Origin of the sequence: Micromonospora polyrhachis, assembly GCF_014203835.1 — a bacterium.
GTDB lineage: Bacteria > Actinomycetota > Actinomycetes > Mycobacteriales > Micromonosporaceae > Micromonospora_H > Micromonospora_H polyrhachis.
In genome coordinates, this window is record NZ_JACHJW010000001.1 from 4,724,259 (window position 1) to 4,743,034 (window position 18,776).

Consider the following 18,776-nt stretch of genomic DNA (forward strand, 5'->3'; position numbering starts at 1 on the left):
TGAAGATCCCCTCAGCCCACTGCTGGAGCCATGAATAACATCCTGCAGGTCTCGCCGAGCCAGGCGGACGCGTACCCGTCCATCAGCGACGCGATCCGCGCCGCCGTCGACGGCGACACCATCGCGATCGGCCCTGGTGAATATCACGAGAACCTGACCATCTCCGGTAGGCGATTGAAACTGACTGCGGCGGCGGGCCGGGACACCGTTACCGTGCTGCCCCGGCACCCCGCCGAGGCGCTGCTGGAGGTGCGTGGGGGCGCGGTCGAGGTGCGGGAGCTGGCCCTGACCGGGCGGGATGCGCCGGCTGTCACCGTGACCGGTGGCGAGTTCGCGTTGCACGGCTGCGCGGTCGAGGCGGGCTCCGCCACGGCGGTGCACATCGGCGGTCGGGCCACCTTCGAGGTCACCGGGTGTCGGATCTCCGGTGCCCAGATCGGGCTGTCGCTCAACAACTGCGAAGGCTCGGTCACCGACTGTGAGATCGTCGACATCGTCACCGACGGCATCCTGATTCGCTCGGCCGATCCCCAGCTAAGGAACTGCAGCGTCACCGACTGCGGCTACCGCGGCGTGTACGTGTACGAATACTCCAAGCCCACCCTCGACAATTGCAAGATCGCCCGGATCGGTGACGTCGGCATCGCGGTGGCCCAGCACAGCTCACCGGTGCTGCGCGGGTGCGTGGTCAGCGAGGCCCGGGGCGCTGGCATCACGGTGGCCGCCGACTGCGGTGGCGAGCTGTCGGACTGCCAAACCGAACGCACGGCGAAGCCGGGCATCCAGATCGCCCCCGGTTCCCGGGCAGAGCTGATCACCAGCGAGCGACGTCGACACGGCCAGGTGGGTGCGGCGGACCGGCCGGTCACCGCCGACCAGGCCCGGGTGGACCAGTTGCTCGCCGAGTTGGACGACCTGGTCGGGCTGCCCGCGGTCAAGGACGAGGTCCGGGCGCTGATCGACGAGATCCAGGTCAACGAGTGGCGCCGCAAGGGCGGGCTCTCGGTGGCACCGACCAGTCACCACCTGGTGTTCACCGGCTCACCGGGCACCGGCAAGACCACCGTCGCCCGGCTGTTCGGCCAGATCCTCGCGGCGCTGGGCCTGCTGACGCGCGGCGGGTTCAAGGAGGTCGCCCGACGCGACCTGGTCGGGCAATACCTCGGCCACACCGCCGAGAAGACCACCGTCGCATTCGAGTCCGCACTCGGTGGAGTGCTGTTCATCGACGAGGCGTACACCCTGTCCCGGTCGTTCGGCTCCGGCAGCGACTTCGGTCAGGAGGCCATCGACACCCTGGTCAAGTTGATGGAGGACCACCGGCACGAGGTGGCGGTCATCGTCGCCGGCTACACCGGCGACATGCTGCACTTTCTGGACGCCAACCCCGGCCTGGCCTCCCGGTTCAGCAAGACCATCGAGTTCGAGAACTACACGCCGGCCGAGCTGGCCAGGATCCTCAGCTCGATGGCCGAGTCCCACGAGTACTACCTGGACGGCGAGGCCGCCACCGAGTCGACCCGGTACTTCGGCCGCCGGCTGGGCGACCCGAACTTTGGCAACGCCCGTGAGGCGCGCAAGCTGTTCGAGTCGATGCGCAAGACGCAGTCCCAGCGGCTGCGCCAGCTGCGTCGGATGCCGTCGCCGGAGGAACTGCAGCTGCTGACCCTCGCCGACCTGACCGCCGCCATCCCCAACTGACCACCGCCACCGGCAGCCTCCGCGGTTGGCCGAACTCCAGATGGGCGAGAGACAGGCGCGGGAAGATGCGGTGCCTGCGCCGGCCGGCTCACCGAGGGGCGGGTGGTGTGGGAAGGTCGGACTAGCGTTCCAGGCCCGACCAACCGCGTGGCGACTCCGGCTCCCGGTCCCGATCCATGCCGGTAATGATGTCGTCGGCGACAGCCGTCCGGCAGTGTTCCTCGGCGAAGTCCGGATCGCCGATCGGATCAGCGTCCCCGTCCGGCTGACCGAGGACCGGTAGGCGTTCCGCCGGCTGGTTCCGCCCAAGCCGGTCGTCGCCGATCATGGCAGCGGCTTCCGGTCGCTGACGGTCATATCGTCGGCTCCCGGTGCTCGTCACCGACCCTACGATCGGCGAGGATCTCGGCCGCCTCGTCGATGGCGTACTCGCCCTGCGGCATCGCGTTGATCCGGATCAGCAGTTCGGCCGGTAGTTCTGCGGCCACTGCCCGCCGGTGGATCTCCGACTGGGTGATCCGGTCCTGCCCGAGATAGATGTCGTCGAGCAGTTCGTCGAGATCGCGTGCCGGTGGGAACACGTCGACCTCGGTTAACGGGGTGTCCAAGTCGCGGACGACCACCTCGTCCAGGTCTCGTCGTCGTATCTCGTCGGTGTCGAGTAAGGGCTGGTCATCCGTCATCGTGCGCAGCTACCCGGGTTGGGGTACGTCAAACCCGGTTCCGGCCGCTGTGCTCCGGGCTGCCGTGCTCACGACGCCGGGCTCGGGCCCCTGCGCTCCGGGCTGCCGCGCTCCGCTGTGACCGGGGCGACAGTCCGGACCGGAACACCCAGGCAGGTCAGCGGGTTGGAATGACTGTCGGTGTGTCCAGTGTCCCCGGGCCTCACCCAAATTGCCTTCGCGGAATACCGTCCGGCTGGAGCCGCGTCGCGCCACTCGCCGAGAGGCGACCTGCACACCGACACCGCGCCGCCCACGGCCTTGGCCGTGGGCGGCGCATCGTCTTTCGTCGGGTTTCTGACCTGCTTTTCCCTGAGTACTCCTCCGTCGGTTTTTCCGGGCGGGGCTGCGCTGGGGGAGGGGCATCGCGCGGGGAACAGGGCGATGCTCCCCGCCCGAGCCGACGTGAGGCCAGGGCCCGCCCGAGCTGAGGTGAGGCCAGGGCCCGCCCGAGCTGACGTCAGGCCAGGGTCTGGCCGACCGCCCGCCGGGCTCGTCGGGCGCGTACGGCGTCGGCCAGCTTCGTCAGCACACCTTCCGTCTGGTCCCAGCTCAGGCAGGCATCAGTGACCGACTGTCCGTAGACCAGTTCCCGGGTCGGGTCCAGCTCCTGCCGGCCGGCCACCAGGAACGACTCCAGCATCACTCCCACGATTCCGCGCTGGCCGGCGGCCAACTGGTCGGCGACATCGGCCACCACCAGGGGCTGCCGCCGGTGGTCCTTGCCGCTGTTGTCGTGGCTCGCGTCGATCACCAGCCGCTCGGGTAGGCCCGCCTCCCGGAGCAGCCGCAGTGCGTCGGCCACCGCCGCCGCGTCGTAGTTGGGCCCGCCCCGGCCGCCGCGCAGCACGACGTGGCCATCGGTGTTGCCCCGGGTGTGCATGATCGCCGGTGCGCCGGAGACGTCGATGCCCGGGAAGACGTGTGGCACGCTGGCCGCCCGGATCGCGTCCACGGCGGTGGCGACGTTCCCGTCCGACCGGTTCTTCATCCCGATCGGCATCGACAGGCCGGAGGCCAACTGGCGGTGGACCTGACTCTCCACCGTACGGGCACCAATCGCCCCCCAGGCGACCGTGTCGGCGATGTACTGCGGGGTGATCGGGTCGAGGAACTCGCAACCGACGTGCAGCCCCATCCGTAGCACCTCGACCAGGAGCGACCGGGCGGTACGCAGGCCGGTGTTGACGTCGCCCGACCCGTCCAGCGCCGGATCGTTGATCAGGCCCTTCCAACCGACCGTCGAGCGGGGCTTCTCGAAGTAGACCCGCATCACGACCAGCAGGTCGTCGGCGAGACGCCCGGCGATGTCCCGGAGCCGGGCGGCGTAGTCCAGCGCCGCCGCCGGGTCGTGCACCGAGCACGGCCCGACGACGACGAGCAGCCGGTCGTCGGCCCGGTCCAACACGCGGGTCACCGCCTGTCGGCCCTCCACTACCGCCGAGACCAGCGTCTCGTCCAGGGGTAACTCGTGGCGTAACAGTGCCGGGGTGGTCAGCGGCACGATCTTGTCGATGCGCTGGTCGCTGATGCGTCCCGTACCGGTGATTGTCATGCTCTGGAATCCTCCCGCCGACAGCCTCGGTGCCGGCGTGCCCGAGGTCGAGCCGGCTGCTCACGAACGCAAAAAGGCAGGGACGAATGTCCCTGCCTCAGCCGGCTCTGGCGGATGTGGTGACGTCAGGTCATGGCTGAGTCACCGGCGCCCAGGGCCGGCTGACTAAACCATCGATACGAGCACGTCACGTCGGCAACCATACCCGACCGGCGAGCACACGACGAAAGCCACCGCCGGCGTCGCCCGCGATTCGGCGTGGCGGAGCACCCGGTTGGGTAGGAGAGGACGCATGACTACCGAGATCAATGATCAGCAGCGAGTCGAGTCCCGAGCGGAACACCTGCTCCCCGAGGAGCGGGCGGCGGGCAGTGAAGATCCGCTGGCCCAGGCCGAGGCCATCCTCGCCGACTCCGGCCAGCGGGAACAGGCCGACTCCGGCCAGCGGGAACAGGCCGACTCCGGCCAGCGGGAACAGGCCGACTCCGGCCAGTGGCAGTCGACCTCGACCAGTGTCGCCGAAGACGCCGCCGCGCCGGACACGATCATCGAGCGGCGTACGTCGGACGAGGCGACCGCCGTGATGGAACCGTCGGACTGAGCCGGCCGTGGGTGATGCGGACGTCGGATTCTGCTCGCCATGGCGGAACCGCCGGACTCTGCTCGCCGTGGGCGCTGGGCTCACCGACGGCTGATCGGATAGCGTCACTAACCATGACCGAGACCGGGTACCCCTGGCCGATCGAGACCACCCGACTGGACAACGGGTTGCGGGTGGTCGTCAGTGCGGACCAGACCGCCCCCGTGGTGGCCGTCAACCTTTGGTACGACGTGGGGTCACGCCATGAACCCGCCGGTCAGACCGGCTTCGCCCACCTATTCGAGCACCTGATGTTCGAGGGCTCGGTCAACGTGGCCAAGACCGAGCATATGCAACTGATCCAGGGCTCCGGCGGCTCGCTCAACGCCACCACCAACCCGGACCGCACCAACTACTTCAACACCGTCCCGGCCGAGCATCTGGAACTGGTGCTGTGGCTGGAGGCCGACCGGATGGGCGGCCTGGTCCCGGCGCTGACCCAGGAGACGCTGGACAACCAGCGGGAAGTGGTCAAGAACGAGCGGCGGCAGCGCTACGAGAACGTTCCGTACGGCGATGCCTGGCTGCGGCTGCTGCCCCTGCTCTATCCGCCCGGGCACCCGTACCACCACGCCACGATCGGGTCGATGGCCGACCTCAACGCCGCCGACCTGGGCACCTTCCAGGCGTTCCACAGCACCTACTACGCGCCCAACAACGCGGTACTGACCGTGGTCGGTGACGTGACGCCGAGCGACGTCTTCGCCCTGGCCGACAAGTACTTCGGTGCGCTCGCGTCCCGCCCCGACATCCCGGCCGCGCCGGACGGGCACACCGTCGCGCCAACCGGGATGCCGGCCCGGGACACGGTGACCGCCGATGTCCCCTCGCCCCGGGTCTATCTCGCCCATCGCACCCACCCGTTCGGCAGCGCGGGCTACGACGCGGTGACCGTACTCGCGGCGGTGCTCGGCGGTGGCCGGGGCAGCCGGCTCTACCAGCGGATCGCCGACGGGGCGCGGCTCGCCCAGCCGGATACGGTCGCCGCGTACGGGGTCGATCTGGCGCATGCCCCGGCACCACTGATCGTGACCGGTACCGCCCGCCCCGGCGTCACCGCCGACGAACTGGAGGCCGGGCTCGTCGAGGTGCTGGACGAGGTCGCCACGGGCGGAGTGACCGAGGTCGAGCTGGACCGTGCCAAGGCGCTGCTCACCACGTCCTGGTGGCGACAGATGTCCACTGTCGATGGCCGGGCCGACACCCTCGGCCGCTACGCCACCCAGTTCGGTGACCCGGCGCGGGCAGCCGATCGACTGCCCGGCTGGCTCGCGGTGACCGCCGCCGACGTGGCCGGCTTGGCCAGCGAGGCGCTGCGGTCGCAGGACCGGGTGATCCTGACCTATCTGCCGGAGGAGAGCGCATGACGCTGATATCGGAGCGCCCCGCCCCGGGCGTGGCCCGGCCATACCGCTTCCCGGCCGTCGTACGCCGGTCCGTCGGCGACGGCCAGGTGGTCGCGGCGCACCTGCCCGGACACAACCTCGCCGTCGCGGTGTTGCTGCTCGACGCCGGTGCCGGCCGCGAACCGGTCGGCCGCGAAGGGCTGACCGTCGTCGTGGCCAAGGCCCTTGAGGAGGGTACGACCCGACGCGACTCGGCCGACTACGCGTTGGCGCTGGAGCGGCTGGGCAGCCAGCTTTCCACCGCGGCCGACTGGGATTCCTTCCAGGTCAGCGTGCAGGTGCCGGTGAACCGGCTGCTGCCCGCAGTGGAACTGCTCGCCGAGGCGGTCCGTACGCCCCGGCTCGACCCCGCCGACGTGACCCGGGTCCGCGACGACGAGGTGACCGCGCTGCGGATGGACTGGGCGCATCCCGGTCCGCGTGCCGACGCGGCCCTGCGGGCCGACCTGTTCGGAGTGGCCCATCGGCACGGCCGGCCGATGGATGGTGACCCGGACTCGGTGGCCACGTTGACCGTCGACGACGTGATCGGGTTCCACGCCGAGTGGCTGACCCGTCCCGGCACCCTGCTGGTCGCCGGTGACCTGGACCGTATCGACCTTGACGCGCTCGGTGCGGCGGCGTTCGCGGGCGCGGCCGGCGGGCCGGTCGAGGTGGGTGCCCCGATCGAGGTGGACCCCCGGGTCGGACGGCGGATCATCCTGGTGGACAGGCCCGGCTCGGTCCAGTCCACGCTTCGGCTCGGGCACACCGCACCGCACCGCGCCCACCCGGACCATGTACCGATGGTGCTCGCCGGCACCGTGCTCGGCGGTGCCTTCACCTCCCGGCTCAACCATTTGATCCGCGAGGTACGCGGCTACACGTACGGCATCCGGGCCGACTTCGGTTCGTCCCGCCGATTCGGCCGGTTCACGGTCAGCTCCGGCGTACAGACCGGGGTCACCACCCCGGCCCTGGTCGACGCGGTGGGGGAGATCACCCGCACCCAGGCCGACGGGGTGACCGAGGCGGAGCTTGCGGTGGCTCGCGCCTGGCGGGCCGGGCAGCTCTCCGTGGAGTTGCAGAGCCCTCGGGCCATTGCCGCCGCGCTCGGCACGCTGGTCGTACACGGCCTGCCCGACGACTACCACGCGCGGCTGCGCAGCCAGCTGCTCTCCGCCACCGAGGCGGAGGTGTCGAGGGCGGCCGCGACCTATCTGCGCCCCCAGGGACTGACCCTGGTGGTGGAGGGGGACGCGGCACTGATCCGCGACGAACTGGTCGCCAGCGGGCTCGGTGAGGTGGTCGACGCCGCTCCCTGACCGGTGGTCCGGTCGGCTCTTTCCGAGAATCCGGTGCCGCTGGTTGGGATTCGACTTGCTGGCCGGGGCTCGGAACTGGGTAGCCTCGCGGGCATGAGGATCGGCATTGTGGGGGCCACCGGCCAGGTCGGCGGCGTGATGCGTCGACTGCTGGCCGAGCGGCAGTTCCCGGCGGAGCAGGTGCGGCTGTTCGCTTCGGCGCGGTCGGCGGGGCGGACCCTGCCGTGGCAGGGCGACGAGATCACGGTGGAGGACGCGGCGACCTCGGACTACCGGGGACTGGACATCGTGCTCTTCTCAGCCGGTAAGGGGACGTCCAAGGAGCTCGCTCCCAGGGTGGCCGAGACCGGTGCCGTCGTGATCGACAACTCGTCGGCCTGGCGGATGGACCCGGACGTGCCGCTGGTGGTCTCCGAGGTCAACCCGCACGCCATCGCCGTACGCCCCAGGGGCATCATCGCCAACCCCAACTGCACCACCATGGCGGCGATGCCGATCCTGCGCCCCCTGCACACCGAGGCGGGTCTGGTCAGCCTGATCGTCGCCACCTACCAGGCGGTCTCCGGTGCCGGCCTGGCCGGAGTCGCCGAGCTGGACGAGCAGGTACGCAAGGTGGCGGAGCGGGCCCCCGAACTGGCTGTCGACGGGACTGCGGTGGACTTCCCGGAACCGCGTTCGTTCGCCCAGCCGATCGCGTTCAACGTGCTACCGCTCGCCGGGTCGATCGTCGACGACGGCTCAGACGAAACCGACGAGGAGCAGAAGCTCCGTAACGAGAGCCGCAAGATCCTGGAGATTCCCGACCTCAAGGTCTCCGGCACCTGTGTCCGGGTGCCCGTCTTCACCGGCCACTCGTTGCAGATCAACGCCCGGTTCACCCGACCGTTGTCGCCACAGCGGGCGCGCGAGCTGCTGACCGACGCTCCCGGGGTGGTGCTGGCCGACGTACCGACGCCGCTGCGGGCCGCTGGCCAGGACCCGACGTACGTGGGCCGGATCCGGGGCGACGAGACCGTCGAGCACGGGTTGGCGTTCTTCTGCTCCAACGACAACCTGCGTAAGGGCGCGGCGCTCAACGCCGTACAGATCGCCGAGTTGGTCGCTGCCGAGTCCCGCTGACCGGATCGTCAAGACCATTGGCCAACTGCTGGAAACAGGGCTGTGTCGGCTGGCACAGCCCTGTTTTCCGTGCAAGAGTGCCCGGAGTCGCCTCGATCGCGACAGGTCGGACGGAGGTTTCGTGATGGTAGAAGGCGGCACCGAGGACGCGCTGCTGGCCCTGCTGGGCAGCCGGCACCTGGGCGTACTGGCCACCATCAAACGGGACGGTCGGCCGCAGTTGTCCAACGTCAGCTACGCGTTCGACCGGGAACGGAAACTGATCCGGGTCTCGATCACCGACGGCAGGGCGAAGACCGCCAACCTGAGGCGTGACCCCCGGGCCAGTTTCCACGTCAGCAGCGAGGACGGCTGGGCGTACGTGGTGGCCGAGGTGACCGCCGAGCTGACTCCGGTCGCCGCCGATCCGTACGACGCGACCGTCGAGGAACTGATCGACGTGTTCCGGGCGGTGCAGGGCGAACACCCCGACTGGGACGACTACCGGCGAGCCATGGTCGCCGACCGACGGATCGCCCTGCACCTGCACGTCGATCGGGTCTACGGGATGCCGCCGCGCGGCTAGCGCGAAGCGGAGCGTGGCCAGTCCGCGCCGGAGGCACCGACGGGATCCGGTTACCTTCCCGCTCGGCTCGGGTAGACGCGAAGTGCCCGAGACGAGAGGGGAGCAGGATGACGACCGTCGGAGAGTTCATGACGACCCGGCTGGTGACCATGGACGGCACCGACACGCTCACCGCCGCCGCGCAGGAGATGCGTGACCGGTCGATCGGGGACGTGATCGTTACTGACGGCGATGCCGTGCTGGGTATCGTCACCGACCGGGACATCACGGTACGTGGGGTCGCTGAGGAACTGGACGTCGACAGTGCGACGCTCAACCAGATCCTCAGCCAGGACGTCGTGACCGTGAGCCAGTACGACGATGCGGTGGCGGCGGCCGACCTGATGCGGACATACGGCGTACGCCGGTTGCCGGTGTTGGAAGACGGACGACTGGTGGGTCTGGTCTCGCTGGGGGACATCGCCGTCGAGCGGGAGCCGCAGTCCGTGCTGGCCGACATCAGCGCGGACGAGCCGAACAACTGATTCGTGCCGCATGCAGGGAAGGGCCTCTTCCTGTCGCCGACAGGAAGAGGCCCCTTCCTGACACCCCAGACCCCGAGCCGGTGCCATCTGCGGCTGTTCCGCCTGGCTGGCCTAGCGGCTGTTCCGCCTGGCTGGCCGAGCGGCTGTTCCGCCTGGCTGCCCTAGCGGCTATTCCACCTGGCTGACCCGTACGTCGGTGGCACCGCGCGCCTGTGCCAACACTCGGGCCTCGTCGTCGACGGCCGACCGTACCCGGTCGGACAGCGGCTCGAAGGGGGCCACCGTGACGTCCAGCCGGCCCCGGCCGGCCAGCTTCGCCCGCCAGACGCCCATGATCTCGCCGTCCACGAGCAACGCGCCAGGGTTGCCGAGGACGCGCCACACTTCCGACTGTCGGGTCTTGTCCGGCACCAGGACATCACGGTCCCGGGCCGAGAGGTAGGGATCACCCGCCGGCAGCAGCCGGACCAGCCTCGGCGGTGGTGCGCTGCGCAACGCGTCGATCCGGTCGGTGGGTAGCCAGGTCCGCCGACCGTCGACGGTCACCTCGGTGAGCCCTTCTGGCCACACCGGGCGTAGCTCGGCCTGGCTGGTGCCGACGTGCCTGGCCGCCTCGGCCAGCGTCGCCGGGCCGAGCAACCGCAGGTAGGTGGCGATCAGGTCGGCCGTACCGGTGGCGGCCCTCGGCCGGCCAGCCCAATCGGATACGGGAGCGATCATGGTCTTGCCGCCGACCACCGTCAGTTGGGCACCTCCGGCCAGCCCAGCCTGCTGGAACAGCGCGCCGGAGATGTGCGTGGACTGGCAGGAGCGGCATGGGTAGGTCACCTCGGCCGGTACCCGAGCGGTTACCGCACTGCTCACCTCGCCCTTGGCCATCGGCTCGGCGGCCACCGCCGCCGAGAAGGCGTCGGCGGCCGCCTCGAACGCCACCAACCCCAGCTTCCCGGCGTCCCGGATCTGGGTGCTGACGATCCGCTTCGCCGCGTCCGCGTCACTGAGTGGCCACAGTGCCTCCGCGATCCGGGGCAGTTCGGCCCGGCGGTGCAGGTGGGGTGCACCTCGGGCCGCCCAGACCAGAGCCAGCGACTCGTCGTCCAGCTCAGCGGAGGTACGGGCGGCGAGTGCGAGCCGCGCCGAGCCGTACGGGGTGTCCTGCACCCCGAGGTCGAGCACCGCCAACTCGGCGGGTCGCTGGTCGACTCGGTCGAGTTGCTGGGCCGCGATCCGATAGGCGAGCATCTGCTGCCGATCGACCCGAAGCGTTCCGGTCACTGGGTGATCCCCTCCGTCGACCCGGGTGGGGTGAATTTGAACAGTAGCGGGAGGCAAGCCAGCGTAACGACGATCGGGGCGAGCAGGAAGCCGACGGTGACCTCCCCGGTGGTGTCCAGCAGTACGCCGTCGACCGCGGAACCGACCGCGCTGCCGACCGAGAAGGCGGTGGCGGCCCAGGCGAAGCCCTCCGCCGCCGTACCGGCAGGGGCGACCGAGTCGATCGACACGAAGGCGATCGTCAACAGTGGGGAGAGGGCCAGGCCGCTGACCAGCATCAGGGCCAGCATGCCGGGCAGGGCGGGGGTGAGTAGCAGCGGCAGGAAGCCGACCGCGTACGCGCCGGTGGCCCGGAGCAGGGTGTTGCGGGCGCGCAGCCCGGCGAAGCGGATGTAGAGCAGCCCGCCGATCAGGGCCCCACCGGCCTGGGCAGCCAGCAGCCAACTGGCCAGGGACCGGTCGCCGGCCGCTTCGGCATAACTGGTCACCGCGACCGTGACGCTGCCGACCGCCGCGCCGACCAGCAGCAATGCGACCAGGATCAGGCGTAGTCGACCGGCGCGCAGCGGGCCGGCCCAGTGTCGTACCGCCGGCTCGCCGCGCCAACGGCGGACCGCCGGCGCGGTGACGAACAGGGCGGTGCCCAGGGCCTGGAACAGCGCTGCGGCGGCCAGGCCGCCGACCGGCCCGGCGACCTGGGTCGCGGCGAGCGTCACCATCGGCCCCGCCACGAAGATGATCTCCTGGGTTGCGGTGTCCAGTGTGTACGCGGTGTGCACCTGGTGTGCCGGGAGCAGGTCCCGCCAGAGCACCCGTAGCCCGGCTTCGAATGGTGGCGCTCCGAGCCCGGCCAGCGCGGCACCGAGCAGGGTCGCCGGCAGCCCGGCCCCGGCGGCGGTCAACACGAATCCGGCGGTGGAGACCAGGACACCGCTCCACAACACCGGCGGCTGCCGCCATCGGTCGGCGATCCGGGCGAGCAGGGGCTGCCCGACCGCCATGCCGGCGGTGTACGCGGCGACGAGCAGACCCGCCACGGTGAGCGACATCGTCTCCCGGGCGAAGATCAGCAGAGCGAGCGGGGCCGCGCCCTGGGGAAGCCGGCCGAGCAGGCTGGCCCCCAGCACCCGGGCGGTCTGCGGTGCCCGGAGTACGGACCACGCGCCGGTGCCGCCGGCCGGAGTGGAGTCAGGGGGAATGGTCGAGGTGTCGGACATCGACGAGCGCTCCCAGTGGAGAGAGGGGAAGGACCGGAGGCGGGGGAAACCGGGACCGGTCAGGGAGCGAAGTCGGTGCGCTCGTGGTCGTTGCCGTAGAGCGGCAGGGCGGGTGTGATCCACTGGCCGTACGCGGCGGCAACCGCCTCTACCGGGATCACGAGCGTCACTCTACGACGGGAGCCGCCGCCGACGGTCGACCGACATGCGAATGTCCGACCCGGCCGGAGGCGGACGGGTAAGGAGGCTGACGGGTACGGGGACTTGGTGCGGTCGAGGGCTGACGGGTACGGGAACTTGATGCGGCCGAGGGCTGACGCGATCTGACGCATGGGTCGGCGAGATAGCATAAGAAGCATGGATTCCGTGCAGTTGTCCGCAGGCGGTGCGCCACTGCTCGGGGAGCCGTTGCCGCTGGAGTTGGCCAACACGACCTATGCGGTACGCAGTCAGCTACGCGACGGGCTGGAAACGGTCGAGCACCTGGCCGGCTGGTTGCGGGACGTGGCGGGACGGCTCGGCACGCCACTGCGCGATCGTGATCTGGCCGAGGCCGGCACCGCCGACCTGGCGGTCGCCCGGGACCTACGGCAGGCGATCCGGCTGATCGCCCAGGCGACGGTGACCGGTGACCAGCCGCCCTCGGCCGCGATCGACGACGTCAACCAGGTGATCCGTACCGCGCCGTCCTGGCGTGAGCTGCGGTGGGCGGCGGAACCATCGACGATCACCGCCAGCGACCACCCGCCAGTGGCCGCCGCGCTGGCCGAGATCGCCATGGCGACGGTCGACCTGTTCGCCGGCCCGGATCGGGCCGCACTGCGGCCCTGCCAGGGCCCCGGCTGCGTGCTCTACTTCGTCAAGCAGCATCCCCGGCGGGAGTGGTGCTCCGGTGGCTGTGGCAACCGGGCCCGGGCCGCCCGCTACTACGAGCGGACGAAGACCCGGGCCGGATAGCGCAGTCGTAGGCGTGGAGACTCAGGCGAACGGCGGCCGGGAGCCACGGAGTCGACGCTGCTCCGACGTGATCCGCAGGTCGTTGATGCTCGCCTCCCGGCGACGCATCAAACCGTTCGGGTCGAACTCCCACAGTTCGTTGCCATAGCTGCGCCACCACCGGCCCTCGGCGTCGTGCCACTCGTACTGGAACCGGACCGCGATCCGGTCATCGGTGAACGCCCACAACTCCTTGCGCAGGACGTAGTCCAGTTCCCGTTCCCACTTACGCGTCAAGAACGCGACGATCTCCGAGCGTCCGGTGAGGAACTCGTCGCGGTTGCGCCACACCGAATCCGGGGTGTACGCCAGCGACACCCGCTCCGGGTCGCGGGTGTTCCAGGCGTCCTCGGCCGCCCGTACCTTGGCCTCGGCGGTGGCGGCGGTGAACGGGGGCAGCGGCGGACGCTCCGCCGGGGGTGCGGGATTCACGACTCGATCTCCTCTGACAGTTGGTGGCGACAGGCGGCCAAGCGGCGGACCAGACCGACGGTCACCGCGCCGATCAGCCGCCCGTGCCGGCGGTATTCGGCGAGGAACCGGCCCTCTGGTTCTCCCTCGACGATCCGTAGGTCGTACGCGGCACCGGTGAATCCGACGGATTGCACCCGCCGGTCGTACAGATGGGTCCAGAACGACGGCACGCTGGCGAACCGGCGATGCCGGGCCGGGTCGAGCAGCGCCCGGGCGGCGAAGGTGCCCTGGTCGACGGCGTTGCTGTGATGCTCGACGCGGACCAACTCCCCGACCAACAGCGGGTGTGGCCATCGGGCGACGTCGCCGGCCACCGCCACGCCGGGTGCGGCCAGCCCGTCTGGGCCGCAGACCACGCCATCGTCGATCCGCAGGCCGCTGCCGCGTAGCCATTCGGTGTTCGGCTCGGCGCCGAGGGCCAGGACCAGCAGGTCGGCGGGGAGGGCGGTGCCGTCGTCGAGGCGGACCTGTTCGACCCGGCCAGCACCGGAGACTCCGACCACCGTACGGCCGAGCCGCAGGTCGACGCCGTGCTCGCGGTGGGTGCGGGCGACCATCCGCCCGAGTCGTACGCCGAGGGCCCGGTGCAGGGGGACCGGCTCGCGGCCGACCAGGGTGACCGCCAGGCCGAGGCCGCGGAGCGTGGCGGCGATCTCCGAGCCGACGAACCCGGCACCGGCCACCACCACCGTCGGGCGGTGGGACAGCTCGGCGCGCAGCGCCAGCGCGTCATCGAGGCTGCGCAGGGTGTGGATTCCGGCCAGTGCCGGTATGGCCGCCGGCCGCCGGGCCCGTACGCCGGTGGCCACGACTGCCGTGTCGAAGGGTACGGCCGGCAGTTGACCGCGCAGGACCCGCCGGTGTCGCAGGTCCAGCCCGGTGGCCGGCTGCCCGAGGAGCCACCGCGCGTCAAGCGTCTCGGTGCCGGGCAGCAGCACGTCCACCGGGCCGACCAGGAGTTCCTTCGACAGTGGTGGCCGGCGGTACGGTCGGTGTGGTTCGTCACCGACCATGGTCAGCTCACCGTCGTAGCCGAGGGCACGTAGTTCCTGTGCGGCGCGGAAGCCGGCCGGCCCGGCCCCGATCACCACGATGTGCCGGGGTGGGCTGGCTGACCGCCCGGTCATGACGGGGCGATGAGAATCGCCTGGACCGGGCAGGCAGCCATGGCCTGCTCGATGTCCGGCCGTAACGAGTCGTCGGGCGCGGAGTCGTAGACGAGTTCGTCGTTGTCGTCGAGACGGAAGACGTCCGGGGCGGCGAAGACGCACTGAGCGTGGGTCTCACACCGGTTCATGTCCACTCGGACACGCATGATCATTCCTTTCCGAATGGCGCGGGGTTGAAGCGGGAGTAGCGGCCGAACGTCCAGCGCAGGGCGGTGGCCCGATCGATCTGGACGACCCGGTCGACCTCGAAGTCGACGACCCGTTGGGCACCGGGTAGCCGGGCGGCCCGGTCCGGGTCCCAGTCGGTGCGGGCCTGCCCGGTCAGGTGCAGCGTGTGACCCCGTTCCCAGTCCAGGAAGAGCAGGCCGCAGCGCGGGTCGAGTTCGAGGTTGCCCAGCGTCATGTACATCGAGTTGCCGAGGTAGTCGGGCCAGCTGAGCTGGCGGGGCCCGGTGACCGTGACGAAGCCCGGGTTGCCGCCCCGATGGGATGTGTCGGTGCCGTGCCGGGAGTGGCTGGCGACGAAGAACGTGTCCGCAGCGGTGATCCAGCGACGCTGCTGGTCGTCGAGTTCCCGTGTGGTACGGGCCGGTCCGCTCGGGGACGACTGTGCGTCGGCGAGCACGTCCCGGGTCTGGATGTACTTCGGGCAGTTGGCGTAGACCTGCTCGGTGCGGACCACGAGCCGGTGGCCGTCTCGGACAGCTTGGCCGTTGACCCGCATCCGTCGGCGGCTCTGCGGCTCGATGGCGAGCATGCCGAGGTCCCGCCCGGTCTCGAAGACGCCGGCGAGCGGATCCTCGGGGCCGGGGCGACCATTTATCGCGATGGTCCGCTCGTCGGTCGGGTCGGCGAATCCCGGTGTGCCGGTCAACAGACTCGCCCACACCGCACCCGCGTCGTCCGCCGCGCCGATCAGCAGCATCCGCTGCTGACGGAGGAAGTCCATCGCCACCGGTGGGATGGTGGCCGCCACCCCGGCGGAGCCCCAGTTCTCGGCGGTCACCCCAGCCCGACGTTGCGCCGCGCGTTCGCCGTCGTGGTTCATCAGGTTCCTCCAGGGGTACCGCTGCGGGCCACCGTCGCGGCCCGCAGCGGCGGCGGGTCGATTAGAAGAAGCCGCAGGTGGGGGCGGCCTGGGTGGGGGCGGGGGCGTTCTCCGCGCCAGCGGGGGCGTAGATCTCCAGGCGGATGCCGTCCGGGTCGGTGAAGAAGACGCCGCCGGAGGAGGCTCCCTCGCCGTGTGCGACGACCCCGTCGTACGCCAGGGGAGCGCCGATCTCGCGGAGGACCGTCTCGGCCCGGCGTACCGCGTCGATGTCGGGCACCTGGAACGAGAGGTGGTGCAGGCCGGGTAGCTCGGTGGCGAATTCCCCGGTGCTCTGCTGCCAGAGGGTCAGCACCAGCTTGCCGTCAAGGCCGAGGAACGCGAACCGTCGGTCGCCCTCGCGGGACTCGCCGAGGGTCTCGAAGTCGAAGACCTTCCGGTAGAAGGCGATCGAGCGGTCGAGGTCGGTCACGTTCAGTCCGACGTGTCCAGTTTGGAAGGTCGTCACGAAAGCTCCGTTCTAATGGTTGCCATGTCGGCTATACGTGAGAACACTAGGGCAATCTTCTGATGGAAGCAAGGCCAATTTGGCATTAGATGACTCGGATGGCGCGGATCACGCGACGCCGACTACTTGACGTTCGACGTCAAGTACTTGACACTTGCTGTCAAGTAGAGGAGGTCGGCTGATGCTGCCAACCCGCGAACAGCTCACCGAGCACCTGACCCGACTCGTCGACATCCGGTTGCTCGACCCGGTGGAGATCCTGCTCGACGGAGACGACACCGTCGACGTACTGCGTACGGTCGTCCGAAACCGCGCCAAGACCTGGGTGGCCCGGCTCCTCGACGGCGACGAGCAGGAAGCCACCATGGCGATCGTCCGGTTGCTGTCCACGCTCTACCCCGGTGATGGTCCGTTCCAACCGGCAGCCGACTGGTGGGCAACGCCGCTGGGCCGGGTCGTGGCGTGGCGGGTCGGCCACCCGAGCGCCGACTCGGTGTCGTACACGGTGGCCGGCGCGATGCTCGGGATCACCCGGCAGGGCGTCCACGACCTGGTCAACCGCGGCAAACTGGCCCGCCACCCGGACGGTGGCGTGGTGCCCACCTCGGTGCGGGACCGCCTCGTCCAACTAGAAGGACAGCCAGGAGTCCAACCGGAAGAACAGTCGAAAGCCCAACCGGAAGGACGGTCGAAAGCCCAACTGGAAGGACGGTCGAAACATGCATGACCTGCTGGTTACCGCCGGACCCGTGCCGATCGCGGTCCGGGACTTCGGTGGGGACGGAAGTCCGATACTGCTGCTCCACGGTGCGGGTGCCAACCTCGAAAGCATGCAGGTGCTGGCCCAGGCACTTCGGCCGGCATGCCGGGTGGTCACAGTGGACCTGCGCGGCCACGGCCGATCCGGTGACGGTCCCTGGGGGTGGGACGCCGTACTCGACGATCTCGACGCCGTGGTCAACGAACTCCGCCTCGGTGTGCCGGCCGTGGTGGGAGTGTCCCTCGGCGGCATGGTGGCGACAAGGTGGGCCCGGCGGCATCCCGAATGCCCGGGGGCGGTGAGCCTGGATGGCAATCCGCCGCCCAGCCGTCCGGAACACCTGGCCGGCATGGCACCCGAGCGGGCCGCCACCGAACTGGACCGGCTGCACACGCTCTTCGCGGCGATGGCCGGTGCGATGGCGGGGCCACTCAGCGACGAACAGCTCGCCGCAGCGCGGGCCGGGCAGCGCATGATGGCCGAACGCTACGGCGGTCCGTCCGGTGCGGCCTGGGTGGCGACCTTCGAACGGAACCTGGTCACCCGGGATGGCGAGACGTCGCTGCGGCCGGGTGCCGTGACCACCGAGGAACTGCGGGTGGCGATGGCCGCGCTCGACCTGACTCCGGACTACCGGGCGACTCGCTCTCCGTTGCTGCTCGTGCTCGCCACCGAGAACCTGCCGGAACAGCAGGCCTTCCACGATCTGTACGAGACGTACCGGCGGGGGGTGGCCGCCCGGCTCGCCGGGGTCCGGGGCGAGAACCCGTACCTGCGGGTGGTGGAGTTGGCGGGAGCCAGCCACGCCATGGTGGCGGAACGGCCGGAGCACCTGGCCGAGTTGGTGACCGGCTTCCTCGCCACCGGGACGGCCGCCGGCCGGTAACCCGACAACCTGCCGGCCGGTAACCGACGGTCGACGCGGTGGGTCCGGTCCGTGCGAATAGTGGATGGCGACCGTTACAGCGGTCGGGTCGCTGGGTAGAGTCCGAGCGTGCCAGAGATCGTGTACCCGCCTGTCATCGCCGCTGCCAAGACCCTGTTCCGGGTCCTGGACCTGCGCCTACGGTTGGAGGGCGGGCAGCACGTGCCGACCACCGGGGGCGCGGTCCTGGCCAGCAACCACGTCAGCTATCTCGACTTCATCTTCGCCGGCCTCGGCGCACACGAGTCGCGGCGGCTGGTGCGGTTCATGGCCAAGCAGGAGGTCTTCACCCACCGGATCTCCGGGCCGTTGATGCGCGGAATGCGGCACATCCCGGTCGACCGCCAGGATGGGGCGAAGGCATTCATGACCGCGGTCGGGGCGCTGCGCCGGGGGGAGGTCGTCGGCATCTTCCCCGAAGCCACGATCAGCCGGTCGTTCACCGTCAAGAACCTGAAGTTGGGGGCGGCGCGGATGGCCCGGGAGGCCAAGGTGCCGATCATCCCGGTCGCACTCTGGGGCACCCAGCGCCTGTGGACCAAGGGTCGGCCCCGTACGCTGACCCGCCGCCACACCCCGATCACCATCCTGGTCGGCGAACCCTTCGAGGCGACGGAGAAGGCCGGTTCCACCACGATCGAGCTGCGGCGACGGTTGTCCGCGCTGGTCGACCAGGCGCAGCGGGAATACCCCGATCAGCCCGCCGGGCCGGGCGACGACTGGTGGCTGCCGGCGCACCTCGGCGGATCGGCCCCCACCCCGGAAGAGGCGGCGATCCTGGACGGCCAGGGACGACGTACCCCGGCGACCTCGGACCGACCGGAGTCGAAGCCCGAGGCCTGACGGTGTCAACTCCCGGGGCCTGACG

Annotated in this window: 21 protein-coding genes; 11 read left to right on the forward strand and 10 right to left on the reverse strand. The window is 70.3% G+C overall.

Annotated features, from left to right (window positions below; all coding sequences use genetic code 11):
* The first annotated feature begins 30 nt into the window (after positions 1-30).
* Positions 31-1,701, forward strand: a complete 1,671-nt coding sequence (locus FHR38_RS20715) for a right-handed parallel beta-helix repeat-containing protein (protein WP_184536235.1) — start codon at positions 31-33, stop codon at positions 1,699-1,701.
* 121 nt (positions 1,702-1,822) lie between these two features.
* Here the strand turns inward: FHR38_RS20715 and FHR38_RS20720 are convergent, their stop codons facing one another.
* From FHR38_RS20720 to FHR38_RS20730, 3 genes are all read right to left on the reverse strand, one after another.
* Positions 1,823-2,029, reverse strand: a complete 207-nt coding sequence (locus FHR38_RS20720; RefSeq protein WP_184536236.1) for a hypothetical protein — start codon at positions 2,027-2,029, stop codon at positions 1,823-1,825.
* Between the two features lie 25 nt (positions 2,030-2,054).
* Positions 2,055-2,324, reverse strand: coding sequence for a hypothetical protein (locus tag FHR38_RS20725; RefSeq protein WP_376771492.1), 270 nt, complete (start codon positions 2,322-2,324; stop codon positions 2,055-2,057).
* A gap of 559 nt (positions 2,325-2,883) precedes the next feature.
* A complete protein-coding gene (locus FHR38_RS20730) occupies positions 2,884-3,978 on the reverse strand; it encodes a 3-deoxy-7-phosphoheptulonate synthase (protein WP_184536237.1) in 1,095 nt (364 codons plus the stop codon).
* 292 nt (positions 3,979-4,270) lie between these two features.
* Here FHR38_RS20730 and FHR38_RS20735 point away from each other — a divergent pair, with 292 nt between their 5' ends.
* The 6 genes from FHR38_RS20735 to FHR38_RS20760 all read left to right on the forward strand — a co-directional run bounded on the left by FHR38_RS20735 (position 4,271) and on the right by FHR38_RS20760 (position 9,536).
* A complete protein-coding gene (locus FHR38_RS20735; RefSeq protein ID WP_184536238.1) occupies positions 4,271-4,579 on the forward strand; it encodes a hypothetical protein in 309 nt (102 codons plus the stop codon).
* 113 nt (positions 4,580-4,692) lie between these two features.
* Positions 4,693-5,985: a M16 family metallopeptidase gene (locus tag FHR38_RS20740; protein ID WP_184536239.1), complete on the forward strand. Its 1,293-nt coding sequence runs from the start codon at positions 4,693-4,695 to the stop codon at positions 5,983-5,985.
* Positions 5,982-7,328: a M16 family metallopeptidase gene (locus tag FHR38_RS20745; protein ID WP_184536240.1), complete on the forward strand. Its 1,347-nt coding sequence runs from the start codon at positions 5,982-5,984 to the stop codon at positions 7,326-7,328. The genes FHR38_RS20740 and FHR38_RS20745 overlap by 4 nt, the downstream gene beginning before the upstream one ends.
* Before the next feature lie 93 nt (positions 7,329-7,421).
* Positions 7,422-8,447, forward strand: coding sequence for an aspartate-semialdehyde dehydrogenase (locus FHR38_RS20750; protein WP_184536241.1), 1,026 nt, complete (start codon positions 7,422-7,424; stop codon positions 8,445-8,447).
* Positions 8,448-8,571: 124 nt separating this feature from the next.
* On the forward strand, positions 8,572-9,012 hold the full coding sequence (locus tag FHR38_RS20755; RefSeq protein ID WP_184539985.1) for a PPOX class F420-dependent oxidoreductase: 441 nt from the start codon (positions 8,572-8,574) through the stop codon (positions 9,010-9,012).
* Between the two features lie 107 nt (positions 9,013-9,119).
* Complete coding sequence (locus FHR38_RS20760) at positions 9,120-9,536, forward strand: CBS domain-containing protein (protein WP_184536242.1); 417 nt, start codon at positions 9,120-9,122, stop codon at positions 9,534-9,536.
* Between the two features lie 168 nt (positions 9,537-9,704).
* Here FHR38_RS20760 and FHR38_RS20765 read toward each other — a convergent pair whose 3' ends face one another.
* Together FHR38_RS20765 and FHR38_RS20770 are read right to left on the reverse strand one after the other, a co-directional pair.
* Positions 9,705-10,811, reverse strand: coding sequence for a DNA glycosylase AlkZ-like family protein (locus FHR38_RS20765; RefSeq protein WP_312882305.1), 1,107 nt, complete (start codon positions 10,809-10,811; stop codon positions 9,705-9,707).
* Positions 10,808-12,028: an MFS transporter gene (locus FHR38_RS20770; protein ID WP_184536243.1), complete on the reverse strand. Its 1,221-nt coding sequence runs from the start codon at positions 12,026-12,028 to the stop codon at positions 10,808-10,810. The genes FHR38_RS20765 and FHR38_RS20770 overlap by 4 nt, the downstream gene beginning before the upstream one ends.
* A gap of 357 nt (positions 12,029-12,385) precedes the next feature.
* Here FHR38_RS20770 and FHR38_RS20775 point away from each other — a divergent pair, with 357 nt between their 5' ends.
* Entirely contained in the window at positions 12,386-12,985 is a 600-nt protein-coding gene (locus FHR38_RS20775) for a CGNR zinc finger domain-containing protein (RefSeq protein ID WP_184536244.1), read from the forward strand.
* Positions 12,986-13,006: 21 nt separating this feature from the next.
* Here FHR38_RS20775 and FHR38_RS20780 read toward each other — a convergent pair whose 3' ends face one another.
* The 5 genes from FHR38_RS20780 to FHR38_RS20800 form a co-directional block, all read right to left on the reverse strand.
* Entirely contained in the window at positions 13,007-13,456 is a 450-nt protein-coding gene (locus tag FHR38_RS20780; protein ID WP_184536245.1) for a nuclear transport factor 2 family protein, read from the reverse strand.
* The gene (locus FHR38_RS20785) at positions 13,453-14,625 is read right to left on the reverse strand and encodes an NAD(P)/FAD-dependent oxidoreductase (protein ID WP_184536246.1); all 1,173 of its coding nucleotides are present in this window, start codon (positions 14,623-14,625) and stop codon (positions 13,453-13,455) included. The genes FHR38_RS20780 and FHR38_RS20785 overlap by 4 nt, the downstream gene beginning before the upstream one ends.
* Positions 14,622-14,813 carry a ferredoxin gene (locus tag FHR38_RS20790; RefSeq protein ID WP_184536247.1) on the reverse strand — a complete coding sequence of 64 codons (192 nt, stop codon included), beginning with the start codon at positions 14,811-14,813 and terminating at the stop codon, positions 14,622-14,624. Before FHR38_RS20790 ends, FHR38_RS20785 begins: the two co-directional genes overlap by 4 nt.
* A 2-nt stretch (positions 14,814-14,815) precedes the next feature.
* On the reverse strand, positions 14,816-15,715 hold the full coding sequence (locus FHR38_RS20795; RefSeq protein ID WP_184536248.1) for a pyridoxamine 5'-phosphate oxidase family protein: 900 nt from the start codon (positions 15,713-15,715) through the stop codon (positions 14,816-14,818).
* 61 nt (positions 15,716-15,776) lie between these two features.
* On the reverse strand, positions 15,777-16,223 hold the full coding sequence (locus FHR38_RS20800) for a VOC family protein (RefSeq protein WP_184536249.1): 447 nt from the start codon (positions 16,221-16,223) through the stop codon (positions 15,777-15,779).
* Between the two features lie 181 nt (positions 16,224-16,404).
* On the opposite strand from FHR38_RS20800, the gene FHR38_RS20805 reads away from it, so the two are divergent.
* From FHR38_RS20805 to FHR38_RS20815, 3 genes are all read left to right on the forward strand, one after another.
* Positions 16,405-16,950 (forward strand): hypothetical protein, encoded by a 546-nt coding sequence (locus tag FHR38_RS20805; RefSeq protein WP_221449104.1) that lies wholly within the window; start codon positions 16,405-16,407, stop codon positions 16,948-16,950.
* Complete coding sequence (locus FHR38_RS20810) at positions 16,943-17,869, forward strand: alpha/beta fold hydrolase (protein WP_184536250.1); 927 nt, start codon at positions 16,943-16,945, stop codon at positions 17,867-17,869. The genes FHR38_RS20805 and FHR38_RS20810 overlap by 8 nt, the downstream gene beginning before the upstream one ends.
* A 108-nt stretch (positions 17,870-17,977) precedes the next feature.
* Positions 17,978-18,751, forward strand: coding sequence for a lysophospholipid acyltransferase family protein (locus tag FHR38_RS20815; protein ID WP_184536251.1), 774 nt, complete (start codon positions 17,978-17,980; stop codon positions 18,749-18,751).
* Positions 18,752-18,776: the final 25 nt, after the last annotated feature.

Bases quoted from the DNA above. Each gene is read 5' to 3' on its own strand.
- FHR38_RS20715 (WP_184536235.1), top strand. From the start codon at position 31: ATGAATAACATCCTGCAGGTCTCGCCGAGCCAGGCGGACGCGTACCCG.
- FHR38_RS20720 (WP_184536236.1), bottom strand. From the start codon at position 2,029: ATGATCGGCGACGACCGGCTTGGGCGGAACCAGCCGGCGGAACGCCTA.
- FHR38_RS20730 (WP_184536237.1), bottom strand. From the start codon at position 3,978: ATGACAATCACCGGTACGGGACGCATCAGCGACCAGCGCATCGACAAG.
- FHR38_RS20735 (WP_184536238.1), top strand. From the start codon at position 4,271: ATGACTACCGAGATCAATGATCAGCAGCGAGTCGAGTCCCGAGCGGAA.
- FHR38_RS20740 (WP_184536239.1), top strand. From the start codon at position 4,693: ATGACCGAGACCGGGTACCCCTGGCCGATCGAGACCACCCGACTGGAC.
- FHR38_RS20745 (WP_184536240.1), top strand. From the start codon at position 5,982: ATGACGCTGATATCGGAGCGCCCCGCCCCGGGCGTGGCCCGGCCATAC.
- FHR38_RS20750 (WP_184536241.1), top strand. From the start codon at position 7,422: ATGAGGATCGGCATTGTGGGGGCCACCGGCCAGGTCGGCGGCGTGATG.
- FHR38_RS20755 (WP_184539985.1), top strand. From the start codon at position 8,572: ATGGTAGAAGGCGGCACCGAGGACGCGCTGCTGGCCCTGCTGGGCAGC.
- FHR38_RS20760 (WP_184536242.1), top strand. From the start codon at position 9,120: ATGACGACCGTCGGAGAGTTCATGACGACCCGGCTGGTGACCATGGAC.
- FHR38_RS20770 (WP_184536243.1), bottom strand. From the start codon at position 12,028: ATGTCCGACACCTCGACCATTCCCCCTGACTCCACTCCGGCCGGCGGC.
- FHR38_RS20775 (WP_184536244.1), top strand. From the start codon at position 12,386: ATGGATTCCGTGCAGTTGTCCGCAGGCGGTGCGCCACTGCTCGGGGAG.
- FHR38_RS20785 (WP_184536246.1), bottom strand. From the start codon at position 14,625: ATGACCGGGCGGTCAGCCAGCCCACCCCGGCACATCGTGGTGATCGGG.
- FHR38_RS20790 (WP_184536247.1), bottom strand. From the start codon at position 14,813: ATGCGTGTCCGAGTGGACATGAACCGGTGTGAGACCCACGCTCAGTGC.
- FHR38_RS20795 (WP_184536248.1), bottom strand. From the start codon at position 15,715: ATGAACCACGACGGCGAACGCGCGGCGCAACGTCGGGCTGGGGTGACC.
- FHR38_RS20805 (WP_221449104.1), top strand. From the start codon at position 16,405: ATGCTGCCAACCCGCGAACAGCTCACCGAGCACCTGACCCGACTCGTC.
- FHR38_RS20810 (WP_184536250.1), top strand. From the start codon at position 16,943: ATGCATGACCTGCTGGTTACCGCCGGACCCGTGCCGATCGCGGTCCGG.